The sequence below is a fragment of the Virgibacillus dakarensis genome (assembly GCF_900155625.1).
GTDB lineage: Bacteria > Bacillota > Bacilli > Bacillales > Amphibacillaceae > Lentibacillus_C > Lentibacillus_C populi.
Genome location: NZ_LT732554.1, coordinates 733,465 through 749,129, shown reverse-complemented (window position 1 = coordinate 749,129; position 15,665 = coordinate 733,465). Strand labels below are relative to the sequence as shown.

At 39.8% G+C, this 15,665-nt stretch carries 15 protein-coding genes; 13 read left to right on the top strand and 2 right to left on the bottom strand.

Features of this window, described 5'->3' with window-relative positions; translation table 11 throughout:
- Nucleotides 1-88: 88 nt before the first annotated feature.
- The 6 genes from CZ382_RS13255 (at nt 89) to rpsR (ending at nt 3,846) form a co-directional block, all read left to right on the top strand.
- On the top strand, nt 89-1,000 hold the full coding sequence (locus CZ382_RS13255) for a mechanosensitive ion channel family protein (protein WP_235000431.1): 912 nt from the start codon (nt 89-91) through the stop codon (nt 998-1,000).
- Between the two features lie 20 nt (nt 1,001-1,020).
- Nucleotides 1,021-1,218 carry a DUF951 domain-containing protein gene (locus CZ382_RS13250; protein ID WP_088051685.1) on the top strand — a complete coding sequence of 66 codons (198 nt, stop codon included), beginning with the start codon at nt 1,021-1,023 and terminating at the stop codon, nt 1,216-1,218.
- Nucleotides 1,219-1,429: 211 nt separating this feature from the next.
- Nucleotides 1,430-2,530 (top strand): redox-regulated ATPase YchF, encoded by a 1,101-nt coding sequence (ychF, locus tag CZ382_RS13245; protein WP_088051684.1) that lies wholly within the window; start codon nt 1,430-1,432, stop codon nt 2,528-2,530.
- A gap of 229 nt (nt 2,531-2,759) precedes the next feature.
- Entirely contained in the window at nt 2,760-3,050 is a 291-nt protein-coding gene (gene rpsF, locus CZ382_RS13240) for a 30S ribosomal protein S6 (RefSeq protein WP_088051683.1), read from the top strand.
- 15 nt (nt 3,051-3,065) lie between these two features.
- Complete coding sequence (gene ssb, locus CZ382_RS13235) at nt 3,066-3,542, top strand: single-stranded DNA-binding protein (RefSeq protein WP_088051682.1); 477 nt, start codon at nt 3,066-3,068, stop codon at nt 3,540-3,542.
- 73 nt (nt 3,543-3,615) lie between these two features.
- Nucleotides 3,616-3,846: a 30S ribosomal protein S18 gene (gene rpsR / locus CZ382_RS13230; RefSeq protein WP_088051681.1), complete on the top strand. Its 231-nt coding sequence runs from the start codon at nt 3,616-3,618 to the stop codon at nt 3,844-3,846.
- An 87-nt stretch (nt 3,847-3,933) separates the two neighbouring features.
- Here rpsR and CZ382_RS13225 read toward each other — a convergent pair whose 3' ends face one another.
- Together CZ382_RS13225 and CZ382_RS13220 are read right to left on the bottom strand one after the other, a co-directional pair.
- Entirely contained in the window at nt 3,934-4,431 is a 498-nt protein-coding gene (locus tag CZ382_RS13225) for a DUF1189 family protein (RefSeq protein ID WP_088051680.1), read from the bottom strand.
- A 470-nt stretch (nt 4,432-4,901) separates the two neighbouring features.
- Nucleotides 4,902-6,620 carry an IS1634 family transposase gene (locus tag CZ382_RS13220; RefSeq protein WP_088049902.1) on the bottom strand — a complete coding sequence of 573 codons (1,719 nt, stop codon included), beginning with the start codon at nt 6,618-6,620 and terminating at the stop codon, nt 4,902-4,904.
- Nucleotides 6,621-7,031: 411 nt separating this feature from the next.
- Between CZ382_RS13220 and CZ382_RS13215 the strand changes: the two genes are divergently transcribed.
- The 7 genes from CZ382_RS13215 to yycF all read left to right on the top strand — a co-directional run bounded on the left by CZ382_RS13215 (nt 7,032) and on the right by yycF (nt 15,662).
- Complete coding sequence (locus CZ382_RS13215) at nt 7,032-7,976, top strand: YybS family protein (protein ID WP_088051679.1); 945 nt, start codon at nt 7,032-7,034, stop codon at nt 7,974-7,976.
- A gap of 120 nt (nt 7,977-8,096) precedes the next feature.
- A complete protein-coding gene (locus tag CZ382_RS13210; protein WP_088051678.1) occupies nt 8,097-10,070 on the top strand; it encodes a DHH family phosphoesterase in 1,974 nt (657 codons plus the stop codon).
- A complete protein-coding gene (gene rplI / locus CZ382_RS13205; protein ID WP_088051677.1) occupies nt 10,067-10,513 on the top strand; it encodes a 50S ribosomal protein L9 in 447 nt (148 codons plus the stop codon). The genes CZ382_RS13210 and rplI overlap by 4 nt, the downstream gene beginning before the upstream one ends.
- A gap of 166 nt (nt 10,514-10,679) precedes the next feature.
- Nucleotides 10,680-12,050: a replicative DNA helicase gene (dnaB, locus tag CZ382_RS13200; RefSeq protein ID WP_088051676.1), complete on the top strand. Its 1,371-nt coding sequence runs from the start codon at nt 10,680-10,682 to the stop codon at nt 12,048-12,050.
- A gap of 227 nt (nt 12,051-12,277) precedes the next feature.
- Nucleotides 12,278-13,564, top strand: coding sequence for an adenylosuccinate synthase (locus CZ382_RS13195; protein WP_088051675.1), 1,287 nt, complete (start codon nt 12,278-12,280; stop codon nt 13,562-13,564).
- A gap of 205 nt (nt 13,565-13,769) precedes the next feature.
- Nucleotides 13,770-14,360, top strand: a complete 591-nt coding sequence (locus CZ382_RS13185; RefSeq protein ID WP_088051673.1) for a uracil-DNA glycosylase — start codon at nt 13,770-13,772, stop codon at nt 14,358-14,360.
- A gap of 597 nt (nt 14,361-14,957) precedes the next feature.
- Entirely contained in the window at nt 14,958-15,662 is a 705-nt protein-coding gene (yycF, locus tag CZ382_RS13180; protein ID WP_088051672.1) for a response regulator YycF, read from the top strand.
- The last annotated feature ends 3 nt before the right edge of the window (nt 15,663-15,665 follow it).

The following is a 15,665-nucleotide window of genomic DNA, read 5'->3' as shown; positions in this document are numbered from 1 at the left end:
TTCTTTCCATATCCTTTATATTGTTGTAAACTTTATTCATAGATGGAATAACATCCATTATGAATTTGCAGGTTTTGGGGGTATCAACTTGAAGGAGCTTAATGATTTTTGGGATTACATAACTGGCGCAGATTTGTGGTTAGCAATTGCTGAGGCAGTGTATAATGTTGTGTTAATTGTTGTGGTGTCGATGATTATTGTTCGAGTTGGCAAAAAGATCATTGATCGCCTATTCAAAAACAAACAACGTGGCCCATTTAAGATAACCGAACGCAGAGAAACAACACTTAAAAAGCTAGTTCAAAACATGCTAACCTATACAGTCTACTTTGCTGCACTTATTATGATACTGGACAATGTATTTAAACTAAATGTAGGAGCCCTATTAGCAGGGGCTGGTGTTGCAGGGCTGGCAATTGGGTTTGGTGCCCAAAATCTGGTACGGGATATTATTTCTGGTTTCTTCATTATTTTCGAAGACCAATTTTCAGTAGGTGATTATGTTATTACATCCAATGCGGAAGGGACCGTTGAAGAAATTGGGATTCGAACAACGAAAATCGTGAGCTGGACAGGTGAACAGCACGTAATTCCAAATGGCAATATTACACAGGTTACCAATTATTCTGTTCATAATGGTTTGGCGGTTGTTGATATAAATGTACCGTATGAAAGTGACATACCGGCTGCTGAACGAATAATTGAAGAGGTTATTGAGAATTTGCCTGGAAAATATGAAGAAATTGTTGCGACACCGACAATTCATGGCATTCAGGCTTTAGAGACGTCCCATTACGTTATTCGTGTTATTGCTGAAACGCTGCCAGTATACCAATGGGCAGGGGCGCGAATTATCCGTAAAGAAGTGAAAGAAAGACTATATAAAGAAGGTATTGAAATTCCAGCACCAAGACTCGTCATGTATACCCGGCATGAAACTCCTACTGCATTAGAAGGTGAAGGAGAACAACGACGGCTGCGGGAAGGCGATCAAGAATAGGAGAAAGGAAGGTTTCAAGTATGGTGGATAAGGAATTTGGTTTATACGATATTGTACAAATGAAAAAACAGCATCCGTGCGGGGAGAACCGCTGGAAGATTATTCGCATGGGGATGGATATTCGGATCAAATGTCTCGGTTGTGACCATAGTGTGATGATCCCGCGAAAAGAATTTACCAAGAAGCTGAAGAAGGTATTGGAAAAAGCAGCGGAATAAAAACATGTAAAATTAATTTTTTTCCTTAGAAATGGCATTTTACGTAGGTTAGCGAAGTAGAAAATTGAATTTTGTATTACATGCGGGCAAAAATAGGCATCTTGGAATGCCTATTTTTGCTTTTTGATAACTTGTCAATTTACAGGCTTGTACTTATAATTGGTATATCGAACGCGTTCATGGAATGGAATCCTTAAGGAGTGAAAGTTGAATGTCTTTAACAGCAGGAATTGTCGGACTTCCAAACGTAGGGAAATCTACGTTATTTAATGCAATTACGCAGGCGGGAGCAGAAGCAGCTAATTATCCGTTTGCAACGATCGACCCGAATGTTGGAATTGTCGAAGTTCCAGACGATCGCTTAAATAAATTAACAGAATTAGTGAATCCGAAAAAGACTGTACCGACTGCATTTGAATTTACTGATATTGCAGGTATTGTGAAAGGTGCAAGTAAAGGAGAAGGTTTGGGAAATCAATTTTTATCCCACATTCGCCAGGTTGATGCGATTTGTCAGGTTGTCCGTTGTTTTGAAGATGAAAATATTACCCATGTATCAGGTAAAGTCGATCCAATCGATGATATTGAAATTATTAATCTCGAGCTGATTTTAGCTGATTTGGAAACAGTTAATAAACGATATCAACGGGTGGAAAAACTGGCAAGGCAGAAGGACAAGAATGCTGTTCTTGAATATGAGGTGCTTAGCAAATTAAAGACGGCGTTTGAAGAGGAAATACCTGCACGTGCCTTGGAATTCAATGATGAACAGTGGAACATTGTCAAAGGTCTTCATCTATTAACAAGTAAACCAACGTTGTATGTTGCCAATGTAAAGGAAGATGAAGTTGCCGACCCCGGGATAAATGAAAATGTGCAAAAGGTTAAAGATTACGCGGCAAGTGAAAATGCCGAGGTGATTGTGGTTTGCGCCAAAATTGAAGAAGAAATTGCCGAGCTTGATCAGGATGAAAAGGAAATGTTTCTTGAGGAATTGGGTATTCGGGAATCAGGCCTTGATAAGCTCATTAAGGCCTCGTACAGCCTGTTAGGGCTTGCGACATACTTTACAGCGGGTGAACAGGAAGTAAAGGCATGGACATTCCGGAAAGGCATTAAAGCACCACAAGCAGCTGGAATCATTCATACTGATTTTGAACGAGGGTTTATTCGCGCAGAAACAGTTTCCTACGATGATCTGATTGCTGCAGGGTCAATGGCACAAGCTCGTGAAAATGGAAAAGTCCGATTGGAAGGAAAGGATTATGTTGTGCAGGACGGGGATGTTATTCATTTCCGGTTTAATGTATGATACCGGGGGTCGGAGATCAGAAGCCAGAGGTCAGATGCTGGAAGTAAGATATTAGATAACGTATAATTTGGATTCTCTCGAAAAGTTGTTTTTTACGGTTTTGTTTGCTATAATACACTATTGTGAGTAATTACTGAAGATTACTCCTTGCTCTTATTGAGAAAAGTGCAGGATAGACTTGTGCTGGACAATAGATAAGGGCCGCTAAGACCAAAAGGAGGTGTAACGGATGACAAAATACGAAATTATGTACATCATCCGCCCAGACATGGAAGAGGAAGCGCTAAACAACTTGATGGAGCGTTTCAATAAAGTGTTAACTGATAATGGGGCGGAGATTGAAAAAGTTGACGAAAAAGGCAAACGCCGTCTTGCATATGAAATTCAAGACTATCGTGATGGCTATTATGTCGTAATTAATTTCGCAAGCGATGAAAAAGCAATTAATGAATTTGATCGTCAAGCGAAATTCTCTGATGACATCATTCGTCATATGGCAATTCGAGAAGAAGATCAATAATAAGGGGTGGTTCTGATGTTGAATCGTGTCGTACTAGTTGGCAGATTAACGAAGGATCCGGATTTACGTTATACAGCAACTGGAGTGGCAGTAGCTAACTTTACAATTGCGGTTAATCGACCTTTTTCCAATCAGCAAGGTGAACGGGAAGCCGATTTTATCAATTGTGTTGTGTGGCGCAGGCCGGCAGAAAACCTTGCGAACTACATGAAAAAAGGTAGTATGATAGGTGTCGATGGTCGTGTCCAAACACGTAGATATGAAGGACAAGACGGCAAAACCGTTTATGTCACGGAAATTGTCGCGGATAGTGTACAATTTTTGGAATCAAAAGGATCGTCGCCAAATAGAAGCCAAGGAGCACCTGGTTTCCAGCCAAATCAGAATCAAAGTCAGAATCAGAACCAAAACCAGCAGAATCAAAATCAAGCGAACCCGTTTGCCAATAACGGGGAGCCAATTGATATATCAGACGATGATTTACCATTCTAGAAAATGCTGTCCAAGAGGTTACCAAGTAATAAGCTTGGGACTTTTGAACAACAAGTAAAAAGGAGGGGTACTAATGGCAGCTCGTCGCGGACGCGCAAAGCGTCGTAAAGTGTGTTACTTCACAGCGAACGGAATCACACACATTGACTATAAAGATGTTGATTTGCTAAGACGTTTTGTTTCAGAGCGCGGAAAAATTCTTCCACGCCGTGTAACAGGAACATCTGCAAAATATCAACGTAAACTGACAAAAGCAATCAAACGTGCTCGTACAATGGCATTATTGCCTTACGTATCGGAGTAAATAAAGGAAAGGCTTTTTCGTAATATTTCATGTTACGAAAAGGCCTTTTTCTTTTATTTTTGTAGGGGGCATTATCAGATGGTTTAGTCATTTTCGACCTGGCCGTTTTTTCCGTCTCGGATAAACAATAATTATTTTTATCATTAAAATAAAGGTATACAACAGGAATAACCATAACCAATTGTCATTTATCGGGATAATAAGGGCGACAACGGTATAAATTAGAAAGGGCATAGTTGTCGTATAAGCGCACATTTTCCACAATATCGCGAAACGGATTTTCCGGTATAGAGCGCGGCTGATGAGTACACCAACATAAGCAACTGCAGAAAGCACAACAAATACAAAGATTACTAATGGGAGATAATAGAAAATAAAAAAATACATCAGTAAAAAAAACAGCTGTACATCGGCGGCTGTACCGCTGGATACGGATAACCGGTCGATTAATGATGGAATAGAGACAAGTATTAGCAGAATAAACATATACACTACAGTAATATCCATACCAATTCGGTTTAATCTAAATATTGCCTTTTTAGCTGGCAATCTAATACTAGTTCGTAATGCTTCCAGAAAGATCATATAAATCCATCCTTATAATGAACAAAGCTTAAACGCTGATTTCAGCGAATATCAGCTGTTTGCGGGTAAATAGAATCTGAGCTGATACTATTCCGTCTCCACTCGTTCAGAATTATCCTTTTAAATATAACATCTCCCCAATTATAATAAAAAACGTTGGAAAATGCGCTTTATGAATATTACATCATTGTTAACTTTTTTTCCATACTAACGTCCAGCAGAAAACTCCCTGCTACGTTTATTCTCGACATATTCAGTAAAAATGGCAACAAAAACAAATTGACCTTCCCTGACTAATTACTGCAATTGCCCGGGAAATAATTATTTCTACAATTTTCAACACCAAATTGTCTATAAAAAATGTTATCATATCCTGAATTTTGCAGTTGAATTGATGAAAAAACAGCCTTGAATCTATGTGAATACTGGTTTCTTGGCTGTTTCTGTTTGTCATAAAGTTGTTGTGTTTTCTACCCCTTTTTGACCTCACCTAAAATTTTTTTAATTTCCCCTAGAGACATGTATTTCTTCCCAAAATCTAAATTTAATTCTTTTCCAATAGCTGCAAGTATTTCGTCATAATGATCAAACAGATAGTAATTTTCCTGGATATGGCTACACGATGCCTTTTTCAGGCTTTCTATTATAGCTGTAATGGAATGTTTTCCTTTCAGGCGATGTTCCAGTACCCGTGCAATTACGAGTGATACGAAACAAGTAAGGAAATGGGCTTCAATATGTTCCGGTCTTGATAGGTATACCGGTCGGCTTTCCAAATCGCTTTTAGTCACTCTGAATGATTCTTCTATTTTCCAGAGACCTCTATATATTTCAATGATTCGCTCATCCGATTCTTCAAACTCACTGGTTATGATGGCATAATAACCGTCAAATGCTTCTTCCTTTCTTAGCTTTTCTTCATCAAGAAGCAGTGCCTCTTTGGCATCTTTCAGTATCTCGCCTGTTTTCTTGTCAAAGGTCAAATTTTTCACGTATTTGGCAGCACCAACAGATGTCGCCTTATTAAACCTAGAAGGAGAATCGATAAGATCTTTCGCCTTTTTCAGCGCAGGAGCACGATCTGCTTTTGCTTTCTGTGCATATTTTTCGCTATAGAAAATAACTTGTTTTTCATCGACTCTTTTCTTCAGTTTCTTCCCATTTCTTGATGTGACGGTAATCTCTCGTGGATAGAGCCTTGATTTGATTTTGAAACCTTTACCAATAGTGCGGTAATTATTCTGATCAAGGACATAATCTTTGAATTTCTTATTGGCACCACGGACAGAATAACTAAGGACGTATCCATTTTTGGCCGAAAGGGTGTACCAAATATTGTCACCAGTAGTCATTCCTTTATCTGCCACTACAATTGTCCGACCAAGTGAGAAATGACGTTGGATATTTCCAAGCATCGGGATTAACGTTTGTTTGTCAAGCATGTTTCCTGGATGAAGACCGTATGTAATGGGAATACCGTTCGTGTCTATAAATAATCCCATCTGAACAATTGGATCGGGGCGGTGTTCTTTAGAAACTCCCTTTTTTCGTAAATCATCAGGATCATCAATTTCAAAGTAATAATTTGTCACATCATAATAGACAAGGCTTGTATTTCGGTCATATTGTTCCTTTATCCGTTCATGAATCCATAATTGTAGTGCATCTTTATGTTTGTTGAAGAAGGGTAAGCACCGATAGACATCATCCAACGAGAAATTAGTATTTTCAAAGAACGTGTCCTTGTTTTCGTATGTTTTCTTTTTGGAGCCAGGATAAAGTAATCGGGCAAATACAAGAAGTTTCATAATGCTGTTCGCATCGTAGCCACTTTTGATATGGCGCTGACGATTTGTAAGAAAGGTATGGATGCCAAGCTCGTGATAGATCTTACTTAACGCGGCATAGCCAAAGTTCTTTCGGTTGGATTCATCCTTTTCGAGCCTATCCTCATTACTGACGCGAAAGGTCATCGTGAACTTATCTTCATTTTGTTGTTGATTCATCTGTTTTACCTTTGTTTCAAAAAAGGCAATTGGATCATCGTACTTTTTTTCCAATTCATCAAGATACCCAAGGGATTCAATCGTTTTGGACTTTGATTTTTTGGTAACCTTGTCACGATAGCCATGAACAATGGACAAATAAGTACGACCCGTTCTTTTGTTTTTCACTTTTTTGAGAAACATCCACGCACCTCCTTCTTGTCGATTCCTTATGTATACTACCATTATATCGTTATATACAACCATAGTCAACATAAATATGACAATAAAATAAAATAAAAACACCCGTAATCATCAATAAAATCAATGATTACGGGTTAGCGATTGATTAGAGGTTCTGCAAAACTAGGGTGAATATTACATCATTGTTAACTTTTTTTCCATACTAACGTCCAGCAGAAAACTCCCTGCTACGTTTATTCTCGACATATTCAGTAAAAATGGCAACAAAAACAAATTGACCTTCCCTGACTAATTACTGCAATTGCCCGGGAAATAATTATTTCTACAATTTTCAACACCAAATTGTCTATAAAAAATGTTATCATATTATAATAGGATTAATAAGGATATAACATATAAGAGGTGCAATTAATGAATCGATCTAAAATGTTGACAGAGGGAGCACTATTTACGGCTATCTATATTGTTCTATTTCTGGTAGCGATGCTGGCGCCTTTAATTGGCGTTTTAGCTATGCTCCTTTTGCCAATTCCGTTTATTGTCTTTGCTTCCAGATATGATTGGAAGCCTTCATTATTAGTGCTGGTAGCGACCCTTATCCTATCGGCTTTATTTACTACAGTATTTTCCGCTCCAATAACTGTGTTAATGGGGCTTGGCGGAATTATGATTGGCAGTGCGATGTACAGAAATTTGTCCGCCTATGAAACGTGGGCACGTGGAACAGTGGGATTCGTAATTGGATTGGTATTGCTCTTTTTAATAAGTCAACTTGTGCTTGATGTCAATATCGTAGAACAAATCAATGCAATGATTGACCAATCAATGGAGCAGAGTCAGAAATTGATGGAACAGTTTGGCCTTACCGATCAAGCTGCTGAACAATTAGCACTTGTAGAACAGCAAATGGATATGCTAAAGAATTTAATACCAGTCGGGATTGCAGTTATTAGTATTATACTTGCCTTGGTGAGTCAATGGCTCAGCTATAAGGTGATCAATCGATTGGAAAACAAGGATTACAAGTTTCCGCCATTTCGTAATTTGACGCTTCCGGTGTCACTTGTCTGGATTTACTTTTTCGCGTTAATTTTTTCGTTTTTTGAATTGGATCCGAACGGAACACTATTCCTGGCGGTTAGTAATGTTTTAATGCTGGCGGGATTATTAATGGTTATCCAAGGGTTTTCACTAATCTTCTTTTTTGCACACCAGAAAAACAAATCAAGAGTATTACCGATTTTGAGTGTAATTTTAGCTGTATTTGTACCATTTCTGCTTTATCTGGTTCGCATCTTAGGTATAATTGATATAGGTTTTCGGCTGCGGGATCGAATTTCAGAGGAAAAGAAATAGAGTTCGAAATAGAGGATGTTCAAAAAGTTACCAAATGATAAGCAGTGGACTCGGGCGCTTGCCTGTTTCTAATATGGCAACTTTTTGAACACACACTATTAAGGTTATGGAGTGAATTCTATGACAGATTTGCAAAAAAAACCGGCACTTAGCAGGCATTTATGGATTATTTATTTATTATCAATCATTTTGCTTGGTGTGATATGGTATTATCAATGGATATTAGGACTGTTAATGACACTGTTTTTGGCTGCGTCCTTTTATTATAGTATACAAACAGAAAAGACAATTATAAATGAAACAGAAGAATATATCGCAACGCTCTCCCATCGAATTAAAAAGGTAGGGGAAGAAGCGTTATTGGAAATGCCAATTGGAATTGTCCTGTATAACGAAGACTACTTTATTGAATGGGCAAATCCGTATATGAATCGTTTTGCTGATGAAGATACATTGGTCGGCAAACATCTGAATTTACTGTCCGAAGACCTGATGCCAATGATTAAAGAAGGAAAAGATGAAGTAGGCTTTGAGTTGGAAGGCTATGAGTTTCAAACAGTTATCAAAAAGGAAGAACGATTATTATATTTCTTTGACCGAACCGAACAGAATAAAATTCAAACACTTTACCAAAATGAGCAAACGGTTTTAGCAATTATCTTTTTAGACAACTATGAAGAAATCACCCAAAACATGGATGATACCTTGAAGAGTCAACTGAATTCCAAGGTTACCTCCGCTTTAAACAGCTGGTCGCATGCTTATGGAATCTATTTAAAGCGAACATCGCAGGAACGATTTTTAGCAGTTGCCACCAAGGAAATTTTAAGGAAATTGGAACAATCCAAGTTCGATATTTTGGATGAAGTCAGGGAACTTAATGCAGAACAAAATGTACCGGTTACGATAAGCATCGGGGTTGGGTATGGCGGCATGACACTTCCAGCGCTTGGAGAACTGGCTCAATCCAGTCTTGATCTAGCGCTGGGACGGGGTGGAGATCAGGTAGCAATCAAAGACGACTTAGGGAAGGTGCGCTTTTATGGTGGGAAAACCAATCCCATGGAAAAACGCACCAGAGTACGTGCGCGTGTTATTTCTCATGCGTTAAAAGAGCTTGTAAAAGAAAGTGACAATGTGATAATAATGGGACATAAATCGCCTGATATGGATTCGATCGGTGCTGCGATTGGGATTTTGAATATTGCAAAAGCCAATGAAGTAGAGGGCTATATTGTGTTTGATCCTGATGATGTCGATACAGGGGTTTATCGGTTAGTTGATGCAATTAAAGCGGAAGAAAGTTTATGGAAGCATTTTATTGAACCGGATGAAGCAGAAGCACTCCTATCAAGCAGGAGCTTGGTTGTTGTTGTTGACACACACAAACCTTCAATGGTGGCTGATGAGCGACTGCTAAATAAAACAGACTTTAAAGTAGTAATTGATCATCACCGGCGCGCTGAGGAATTTGTAGAAAATCCAACACTAGTTTACATGGAGCCATATGCATCATCCACAGCAGAACTTGTCACAGAACTTCTGGAATACCAGCCCAAAACGCTGAAGCTTAAAATGCTGGAGGCCTCTGCACTGCTCGCGGGTATTATTGTTGATACAAAAAGTTTTACATTGCGAACTGGCTCAAGAACCTTTGATGCAGCCTCCTATTTACGATCAAAGGGTGCGGATACTGTATTGGTGCAGCAATTTATGAAAGAGGATTTAAAATTATATATCAAGCGCAGCAAGTTAATCGAACGAGCGCAGGTTTATCGCCATTCAATTGCAATTGCAAAAGGAAAACCTGGCGAAGTTTATGGTCCCGTGCTTATTGCGCAAGCAGCCGACACCCTTTTGACAATGACTGGAATTAATGCTTCTTTCGTTATTTCTGAACGGGAAGATGGTAGAATTGGAATAAGCGCAAGATCCCTTGGTGATGTCAATGTTCAGATTATCATGGAAAAAATGAATGGTGGCGGCCATTTAACAAATGCAGCGACACAAATAAAAGATACAACAATTGATGATGCAGAAGCATTATTAAAAGATATCCTTGAGGAATATTTTGGAGGAGGAGAGACAGAATGAAGGTTATATTCTTAAAAGATGTAAAAGGGAAAGGCAAAAAAGGGGAAGTAAAAAATGTATCGGATGGCTATGCGCGTAACTATTTATTGAAAAATAAATTAGCCGAAGAAGCGACCCAGGGAAATATGAAAGCACTTGAGGCTAAAAAACGTAAAGCGATGCAAGAAGAACAAAAGGAAAAAGAAGAAGCAATGGAACTAAAGGATACACTTGCTGATCTTACAGTAGAACTAAAAGCAAAATCGGGTGACAGCGGACGTTTATTTGGTTCGATCACTAGTAAACAGATTGCTGAGGCCTTAGAAAAAGAACATGGATATAAGATTGATAAACGCAAAATTGAACTGGATGAACCGATCCGTGCATTGGGCTATACAACGATTCCTGTTAAGCTCCATCCTGATGTATCCGGGTCGATTAAAGTGCATGTTGCGGAAAAATAAGAAAGATTAAGCGAATTTTGAAGTCAGAAGCGATAAAAATGGAAAAAAGGTAATCTAAGGGGTTACCGATTTTTCATTATGAACGCTGACTTTGCTTGCAAGAAATCGGTGTAAAAACCGATTTCTTTACATTACTGGAAGACCTCGGTATGAGGGGGAGAAACAAATGGTTGAAAATTGGAATGGTGAGCGAACACCGCCACACAACATAGAAGCAGAACAAGCAGTTATTGGCGCTATCTTTCTTGAACCGGAAGCATTTTCACAAAGCTCGGAAATATTAATGCCGGAAGATTTTTATCGGGCTAGTCATCAGCGTATTTACGAAACAATGATGAAGCTTTCCGATCTTGGAGAACCAATTGATCTTGTAACGGTAACAACAGCCCTGTCGAATGCAAAGCTGCTGGATGAGGTTGGTGGTGTTTCCTATTTGACGGATTTAGCCGGAAGTGTTCCGACTGCAGCTAACATTGGTTATTACAGTAAAATTGTTGAAGAAAAATCCATCCTGCGGCGATTAATTCGTACGGCAACAGACATTGTAACAACTGGTTACGAAAGAGAAGATGAAGTTGATGATGTTCTAAACGAAGCGGAAAAAAATATTTTGGAAGTTTCTCACCGGCAAAATTCCGGTGCATTTAAATCGATTAAAGATGTTTTAATTCAAGTTTATGATGATATTGAAATGCTCCATAACCGTCAGGGCGATGTAACGGGCGTGCCAACCGGGTATCGTGACCTTGATCGGATAACTTCAGGGTTTCAACGCAATGATCTTATCATTATTGCAGCCCGTCCATCTGTTGGTAAAACAGCATTTGCCCTAAACATTGCCCAAAATGTCGCCATCAATACGGATGAAAATGTAGCGATTTTCAGTCTGGAAATGGGTGCTGAGCAGCTTGTTCAGCGGATGCTCTGTGCTGAGGGAAACATTGATGCGCAACGACTGAGAACCGGCAGTCTTGAGGCCGACGATTGGAGCAAGCTGACGATGGCGATGGGAAGTTTGTCAAATGCCGGTATTTATATCGACGATTCACCAGGAATTCGTGTCAGTGAAATTCGCTCCAAATGCCGCCGCTTAAAACAGGAACATGGCTTGGGTATGATTTTAATTGATTATTTGCAGCTCATTCAAGGAAGTGGAAATTCACGGGAAAACAGGCAACAGGAAGTTTCCGAGATTTCCCGTTCGTTAAAAGGACTGGCCCGTGAATTGAATGTGCCTTTAATTGCCTTATCACAGCTTTCCCGTGGAGTTGAGCAGCGCCAGGATAAACGTCCAATGATGTCCGATCTGCGTGAATCTGGAAGTATTGAGCAGGATGCCGATATTGTTGGATTCTTATATCGCGATGATTACTATGATCAGGAGTCGGAAAAACAAAATATTATTGAGATAATTATTTCCAAACAACGTAACGGTCCGGTTGGTACCGTTGAACTTGCATTTGTGAAAGAATACAATAAATTCGTTGATTTGGATCATCGTTACCAGGAAAGTGATATTCCGCCCGTTCCAGTATAAACTTGCAGCAAACAGCCTTCATCAAGACGAGGGCTGTTTTTTATGGTTCCTGTAGTATTATAATGCAGAAACTAGTGAAACTAAAAACAAGGTTTAATAACCTAGGCGAACAATCAGTGGTATAAATCTAATATTGTTCGTGTTTAAATTGACTTATCATTCATTAATTGATAAACTTGCTATGTTAATTGCTAAAAAGACAAATGATAATCATATGGAGGTGGACTATGTCCTCGGTAGTAGTAGTTGGCACACAATGGGGAGATGAAGGCAAAGGTAAAATTACCGATTTTCTTTCCCAAAATGCAGAGGTTGTAGCACGTTATCAGGGTGGTAATAATGCTGGTCATACGATAAAGTTTGACGATATTACGTATAAGCTGCATTTAATTCCATCTGGTATTTTCTTTTCGGATAAAACATGTGTATTAGGAAATGGCATGGTAATTGATCCAAAAGCGTTTGTAGAAGAAATTGCCTATTTGCACGAACGAAACATTAATACAGACAATTTATGTATTAGCAACAGGGCACACATTATATTGCCGTATCATATTAAATTGGATATTCTTCAGGAAGAAGATAAAGGGATTCATAAAATTGGTACAACAAAAAAGGGAATCGGACCTGCCTATATGGATAAGGCAGCAAGATGCGGTATACGTATCGCCGACTTGCTTGATAAAGAAGTATTCCGTACCAAGCTTGAACAAAATCTAAGAGAAAAAAATCGCCTTTTCGAAAAGGTTTATGAGGTAAAATCGATAAATGTAGAAGATATTTTGGAAGAATATTATGAGTACGGACAACAGCTTGCAAAATATGTATGTGATACATCAGTCGTATTAAATGAGGCATTGGACGAAGGCCGCCGTGTATTATTTGAAGGTGCTCAAGGCGTCATGCTCGACATTGACCAAGGAACATATCCATTTGTGACATCATCAAATCCGATTGCCGGCGGTGTAACAATTGGCTCTGGTGTTGGTCCTACAAAAATTGATCATGTTGTTGGCGTGTCAAAAGCATATACGACTCGTGTCGGTGATGGACCGTTCCCGACAGAGCTGCAGGACGAAATTGGCAATCAAATTCGTGAGGTTGGACGTGAATATGGAACAACGACAGGACGCCCGCGCCGAGTTGGCTGGTTTGATAGTGTTGTTGTCCGTCATGCCCGCCGTGTCAGTGGAATTACGGATTTATCTCTTAATTCTTTAGACGTATTAACAGGAATCGAAACAGTAAAGATTTGCGTGGCATATCGCTATAAAGGCGAAATAATCAATGAATTCCCGGCAAGTCTTGCTGTATTAGCGGAATGTGAGCCTGTTTATGAAGAAATGCCAGGCTGGACGGAGGATATTACTGGGGTAAAAAGCCTTCACGAATTGCCGGCTAATGCTCGCCATTATTTGGAGCGAATTGCCCAGCTTTCCGAGATCCCACTGTCGATTTTTTCTGTTGGGCCTGATCGCTCGCAAACAAATCTTGTAAGAAGCGTTTATAGTTAACGTGAAAATCAGCCTCTTCGCCATATTGCATGTTTTTTCTTTAACCGACGTATTAGATAGCGAGAGCCAAAAAACTCTACAGGCTTTAAACAAGCCAGGTAGAGTTTTTAAATTTTATTATGGAGAGATATTTCCTGCCTCCGTAAAACAAACCGGAATTGGGTACACTAAAGGTCATCATCCCATAATTCAGGAGGAGTGACTAATGTCAGAATTTTGCCCGGTTCTATGGCCGGAGGAACCAACACCTGAAAATGTGAAAGCTTGCAAGGAATGTGGTCTTTATAAGCATGGTTCACGAATGGTGTGGGGAGAAGGAAATCCCGATGCCCCTATCCTGATTCTCCTTGATAATCCAGGGTTAAGGGAAAACCGCGAAGGAAATCCATTTGTATGTGGGACAAGGCAAACGTTGCAAAAAGCTGCAAACCATGCCGGATTAGCTATGCATGACTTGTATGTGACATTTATCCTGAAAAGAAAACCTGTACGAGCTTATGATAAAAAGATAGCCAGAACGATTTGTATGAACCATTTGGAACAGCAGCTTCAGGTTAAACAGCCCACTTTCATTTTCTGTTTAGGGAATGTTGCGGTACAGTCCTTTTTTCGTGATCGTGATGCAGATGTGAAGTCATTAAGGGGTGCGCTCCATCATGTGCACGGGTATCAAATCGCAACAGCCTATCATCCGTTAGCTGTCCGGCGCCGTCCCAATCTTTGGAAGCTGTTTCTTGAGGACTGGCAATACCTTGCAAATTGTTACTATAACAGGAAAAATATTGAAACAGAATAATACTTGGTTTACCAAAAAATGCTGGTTTTTGCGATTGCCATAGATAAAGAGAAACTTTATTCAGTGGGGATTTTCTTTCCTTCCCCACCTTTCCATTAACGCGTGTACGATAAGTCGGGCCTACAGGATGTAGGTCAGTTCGACGAAGACATGCGGACGTGGCGTTCTTAGTCGAACATCCCCTCGTTCGGATAAGTAAGGTCGACTAAAAACGGGCTTGCGCTCAGGCGTCGGCATACCCTCTACTGTATCCTTCATCTGTTTCTCCAATTAAAGAATTGCAACTAAAGACATTTCTTGCAAAGTACGGTAAAATAGACAAAAGCATGTGTGATAAAAAGTATGTTAAAAAAAGAGGATAAAAAAGACCGGGAAGTTTCGAGGCGGCGTAGTGAAAGTACCGTGGAAAGCTTCCTCGAATTCACATCGTGCTACTATTCGCCAAACAGCGAAGAAACAAGCCAACTGGCTTTCACAGGATGTGGTGACTTCGACGTTCGACACACGACGTGTCGGTACTTAGTTGAGGATCCCCTATCCCGATGTGTCATTTTTACCGGACTTTTTCGAACAATCGCTAAAAGGATGTGACTGATAATGAGTCAGAAGATATTAGTTGTGGATGATGAACAGCCAATTGCAGATATATTGAAATTCAACTTGGAAAAAGAAGGCTATCAGGTGGTTTGTGCCTATGATGGGGATGAGGCAATTGAGCTTGCCGAGACAGAAAAACCTGATTTGGTTTTATTGGACATTATGCTTCCGAATAAGGATGGCAATGAAGTATGCCGCGAAATTCGCAAAACACAAACCATGCCGATTATCATGTTAACGGCAAAGGATGCAGAGATTGATAAAGTTTTGGGGCTCGAGCTTGGTGCGGACGACTATGTAACAAAGCCATTCAGTAATCGTGAACTGATTGCCCGGGTCAAGGCGAATCTGAGAAGGCAGCAGCATGTGCCAGATGATACGGTGAAGGCGACAAAAGATATCGTTATGGGAAATTTGGTCATTCACCCGGATGCATATGCGGTTACACGTGATGGGGAACAAGTGGAACTTACCCATCGTGAATTTGAATTGCTGCATTATTTGGCCCGCCATATTGGCCAGGTTATGACACGTGAGCATTTGCTTGAGACAGTATGGGGCTATGATTACTTCGGTGACGTACGGACGGTTGACGTAACGGTAAGACGACTACGTGAAAAAATTGAGGAGAGTCCAAGTAATCCAGTGTGGATCGTAACACGCCGTGGAGTTGGTTATTATTTGCGTAATCCTGGCGAGGAGTAGGTT

Coding starts and splice junctions, on each gene's coding strand:
- rpsF (WP_088051683.1), top strand. CDS start 2,760: ATGACAAAATACGAAATTATGTACATCATCCGCCCAGACATGGAAGAG.
- ychF (WP_088051684.1), top strand. CDS start 1,430: ATGTCTTTAACAGCAGGAATTGTCGGACTTCCAAACGTAGGGAAATCT.
- CZ382_RS13215 (WP_088051679.1), top strand. CDS start 7,032: ATGAATCGATCTAAAATGTTGACAGAGGGAGCACTATTTACGGCTATC.
- CZ382_RS13210 (WP_088051678.1), top strand. CDS start 8,097: ATGACAGATTTGCAAAAAAAACCGGCACTTAGCAGGCATTTATGGATT.
- CZ382_RS13195 (WP_088051675.1), top strand. CDS start 12,278: ATGTCCTCGGTAGTAGTAGTTGGCACACAATGGGGAGATGAAGGCAAA.
- dnaB (WP_088051676.1), top strand. CDS start 10,680: ATGGTTGAAAATTGGAATGGTGAGCGAACACCGCCACACAACATAGAA.
- rplI (WP_088051677.1), top strand. CDS start 10,067: ATGAAGGTTATATTCTTAAAAGATGTAAAAGGGAAAGGCAAAAAAGGG.
- CZ382_RS13225 (WP_088051680.1), bottom strand. CDS start 4,431: ATGATCTTTCTGGAAGCATTACGAACTAGTATTAGATTGCCAGCTAAA.
- CZ382_RS13220 (WP_088049902.1), bottom strand. CDS start 6,620: ATGTTTCTCAAAAAAGTGAAAAACAAAAGAACGGGTCGTACTTATTTG.
- CZ382_RS13250 (WP_088051685.1), top strand. CDS start 1,021: ATGGTGGATAAGGAATTTGGTTTATACGATATTGTACAAATGAAAAAA.
- yycF (WP_088051672.1), top strand. CDS start 14,958: ATGAGTCAGAAGATATTAGTTGTGGATGATGAACAGCCAATTGCAGAT.
- ssb (WP_088051682.1), top strand. CDS start 3,066: ATGTTGAATCGTGTCGTACTAGTTGGCAGATTAACGAAGGATCCGGAT.
- CZ382_RS13185 (WP_088051673.1), top strand. CDS start 13,770: ATGTCAGAATTTTGCCCGGTTCTATGGCCGGAGGAACCAACACCTGAA.
- rpsR (WP_088051681.1), top strand. CDS start 3,616: ATGGCAGCTCGTCGCGGACGCGCAAAGCGTCGTAAAGTGTGTTACTTC.